Below are 3337 nucleotides of genomic sequence, written 5' to 3'. Positions count from 1 at the left end.
GGTGCAGTCCGTATTCTTCATTCAGCTTGTTGACCGCTACGTTGACAAGCCCTTTGGTTGCGTCTGTAAAATCTTCCGGCCTTACGCTGCCCGGCTCATATTCGTTGTCATAGAATAATTCGGCATGAGCCATCCGGTCGGATGTCCTTAACCCGATGGGCGGCACTTGCGGCAGTTCCCCGATGAAAGTATAGTTGCCATTTCGGTAGAACAGGTAGTAGATATTATCACTTGTAATAAGCGAAACCGTATTGCCTGTCTGCTGTACACTATGAATCCTGCCTTGTATGTATGATTGGATAGTTTTGGGCTGATCGCTTAATATATCCCAATAGACGGATGAATGGTTATTATCATTAATAACCCCGATCCAGTTCTTATAGCTGTTATTCTGGTGCAGAAAAATGATGTCATACTTTTGGGATAGTTCCTGCATTACCTTACGGGGCGGTACAGGATGTAATGCCCCGTTCTTGGGGCGGAGGTTGACCAGGGAATACATATCCCCCTCCCCGTATGTGCTTGTTGTGGTGATACCGCCGGCTGGCGTTTTGATTTTCGGCATGGCCTTTTACTGCTCCCGGTTCAAAAAAGGTTCAATAAAATCCTTCCTGTAAGGTTCGATGATGGAGTCGTTCGTATCAATGAAGTTCTTCACCTGCTTTATCCCGTGGAGGATGGCGGGATGTTCCCTGCCGAATATTTCCGCTATCTTCACGCTCGACCAGCGGACAGGATCGGACTTGTTGAGGTAAAACCAATAGATAAAGCGGGCTACGGCAAGGACTTGCTTCCTGGATTTCCCGGTCAGTTCCTCTTCCGGGATATCAGTCCTTTCGGCATATTCTTTCAGGCTTAGTATAGTATCCATTACGTTCTGTTTTTTTAATTTGGAATAGCAATTTACCGGACAAAAACAAGATATGCAAAACTGTTAAAACCAGTTAGTTATATGTGTTTATGTGGCTGAATATGGGACTGTATGCCCATAGGCGGAAGCCAGGGGATTATTATAAAAGTTTAACTGTTAAAATGGTTTTGACAGAGGGTTTTTAACCTGTTTTGTCCGGTAGTAAGTTGTATGTTGTATGTTATTTCTGCCGGATGTTTCCGGCGTGGTTCACCTGCCTGCCACCAGGAAGTCGGCAGCTTCCTGCTCCAGTTCGGCATTGGTTTTAATACGGCTGGACAGCATCCAGGCCTCCAGCTCCTGCCTGTCGAAATAGGTCAGTTTGCCCCCCTGGGATTTGTAATAGGGGATTTTCTTCGCGCATACCAGTTTATACAGGTGGCTTTTGCTCAATCCGGTCAGCAGGCTGGCGTCTGTCATCGTCAACGCCTTTTTGATTCCCAGTAAGGTCAGTTCCCTGATTTTCTGCAACTCGTTCAATAGCTGTTCTTCCATGTCCTTTTTATCTTTTTCGGTATTGGCTGCACGGGGACAGGTGTAAGGCTTCCCCTGCATGCCTTTGCCAACCCGAGGGGCTTACACTCTCCCGTCCGGTTAACAAAGGCAAAGATAGGACGCATGGAAAAACAAAACGGGCGGTATCAGGTTGCTTCCCCCTGACTACCGCCCTGCCGCCTTTATGTATCAACTGTTTAACTTAGCAACCTGTCTATGACTGCACTGCTTTCCGGTGGATTGTCGTATTTATCCATTGCCGTGCTCAGGCTTTTTTTATTGATGGGCTTATTGTCCTTTGTAAAGCACTGTGCCGCTTTTAACCATTGGTTTATTTCCTTTGGGAAATGCCGGGATATAAAGTAATGCAGTTCCTTGACCGTTCCCATCCATTGCAACGGACTGAACGGTGTTTCGTCTCCGGGTATAGGTGTACCCCCGAAAACAGAACAAAAATGGCTGTAAGACGTTCCTGCGGATATAAATTCGCCTTTCACCAGACCTGTGTATAACTGCTCCAGTTCCGTAGCGGTAAAAGTGCGGCTGAAACAGGGCGGGTGGCTTATATTATTCCTATCCTGCTTTTGTGTTTCTTTTACCCTAATGGGTGTTTTAGTTTCTATATACCTGAAATAATTATCCGTATATGACCTGATTATCTCCGCTTCGTTATCGCTCAGGTATTCAAACAACCCCTGCGACTGCCTGAACAGTTCTTCTTCATCTATCCTGTGCCGGAAGTAAAATTCTTCCTCAAGGTTCCTGAACGGTAAGTCAGCATCGTTCCTGTGCCGTTCCCTGTATTCACCCAGCCGCATATCCATGTATCCGTTGTAAATGGCTAGGGTATCTTTTCCCCACTTCTTTATGAGGTAAGCACAAAAGCCGCATATGACTACAGGCAGCATATGTGGTTGTCCGGCTTCTTCCTTATATGCCATATAGTGTTCGTCTGTTTCCAGGAACCTGTAACAGCAGTTGTCCTCCACATCTTTGAACTGTCCCGCCTTGCCGTTCTTCCAGGCTGAGGACAGGGTACTGCCTGAAATACGTTCGATCAGTCCCCCTGTCTCAAATCCCGCTCCCGGTTTTTTATCCTTATCCATATATTAGAATTTAAACAGTATCCTAGTCCGTCAGCCCATCCAGCTTACTGACTGCTTCACGCTTATTCTTATCTATCACTTTGGCATATATCTGTGTCGTCTTCATATCGGCATGCCCTAATAGCTTGCTCACTGTCTCGATAGGTACACCCAGGGACAGCAAAAGGGTAGCGTTTGTGTGCCTGGCAACATGGAATGTCACGCGCTTCTTTATCCCTGCCGCCAATACCCAGCTTTTAAGGGCCTGGTTCGTAAAACCGCTGGATGATAACGGGTAGATGATATCTTCTCCCATAGCGGCTCCCCTTTCCGGCAGGAACTTCAAAGCCTCGTCCGATACCTGCAGGTATTCTTTTTTCTTTGTCTTCTGCTGGGTAAAGCAGATCTGCTTCCGGCCTTCATGGTCGGTCTGGATATCGTCCCATCTCAGGGCCTTGACATCCGAGAAGCGCAACCCGCTGAAACAACTGAACAGGAAGGCTGACTTTACCAGTGGTTTGACACATTCGGTCTTTACCAGCGCCCTGATTTCTTCCAGGCCTAAGTATTCCCTGTCGCTTTCCGGACGTTTGGGACGCTCGAAGCGGGTCAGCTTCTTCATCGGGTTATCGGGAATGATACCATCCTGTACCGCACAGTTCAATACAATGGATAAGGCGCGGCTGTAACCGTAACGGCTGCCTTTGGATAACAGGCTGCCTTTAGCGCTAGCCGCAATGCCCCTGCGGCTGGAAAGGTTCTCCGCTGTCAGCAGGTATTCACTGAAACCGCAGCAATACTCCCTGGTAACTGACCTGAAGGTTAGCCCGTCACCCTTATAAAGGAT

General features: G+C 47.5%; 5 protein-coding genes. All 5 read right to left on the bottom strand.

The genetic code is table 11. From position 1 onward, the window contains the following. On the bottom strand, positions 1 to 565 hold a 565-nt coding region (locus ACFO6W_RS14315; RefSeq protein WP_379997558.1), incomplete at its 3' end, for a hypothetical protein. 6 nt (positions 566 to 571) lie between these two features. Beyond that, positions 572 to 871: a helix-turn-helix domain-containing protein gene (locus ACFO6W_RS14310; RefSeq protein WP_379997556.1), complete on the bottom strand. Its 300-nt coding sequence runs from the start codon at positions 869 to 871 to the stop codon at positions 572 to 574. 249 nt (positions 872 to 1120) lie between these two features. Next, positions 1121 to 1465 carry a helix-turn-helix transcriptional regulator gene (locus ACFO6W_RS14305; RefSeq protein WP_379997554.1) on the bottom strand — a complete coding sequence of 115 codons (345 nt, stop codon included), beginning with the start codon at positions 1463 to 1465 and terminating at the stop codon, positions 1121 to 1123. Between the two features lie 137 nt (positions 1466 to 1602). After that, the gene (locus ACFO6W_RS14300) at positions 1603 to 2511 is read right to left on the bottom strand and encodes a hypothetical protein (protein ID WP_379997552.1); all 909 of its coding nucleotides are present in this window, start codon (positions 2509 to 2511) and stop codon (positions 1603 to 1605) included. Positions 2512 to 2533: 22 nt separating this feature from the next. Beyond that, positions 2534 to 3337, bottom strand: an 804-nt coding sequence (locus tag ACFO6W_RS14295) for a site-specific integrase (RefSeq protein WP_379997550.1), incomplete at its 5' end; no start/stop codon positions are given.

This window comes from Dysgonomonas termitidis (genome assembly GCF_042654545.1).
In the GTDB taxonomy this organism is placed as follows: domain Bacteria; phylum Bacteroidota; class Bacteroidia; order Bacteroidales; family Dysgonomonadaceae; genus Dysgonomonas; species Dysgonomonas termitidis.
This window is presented reverse-complemented; position numbering and strand designations above follow the sequence as displayed.

Bases quoted from the DNA above. Each gene is read 5' to 3' on its own strand.
- ACFO6W_RS14310 (WP_379997556.1), bottom strand. From the start codon at position 871: ATGGATACTATACTAAGCCTGAAAGAATATGCCGAAAGGACTGATATC.
- ACFO6W_RS14300 (WP_379997552.1), bottom strand. From the start codon at position 2,511: ATGGATAAGGATAAAAAACCGGGAGCGGGATTTGAGACAGGGGGACTG.
- ACFO6W_RS14305 (WP_379997554.1), bottom strand. From the start codon at position 1,465: ATGCAGGGGAAGCCTTACACCTGTCCCCGTGCAGCCAATACCGAAAAA.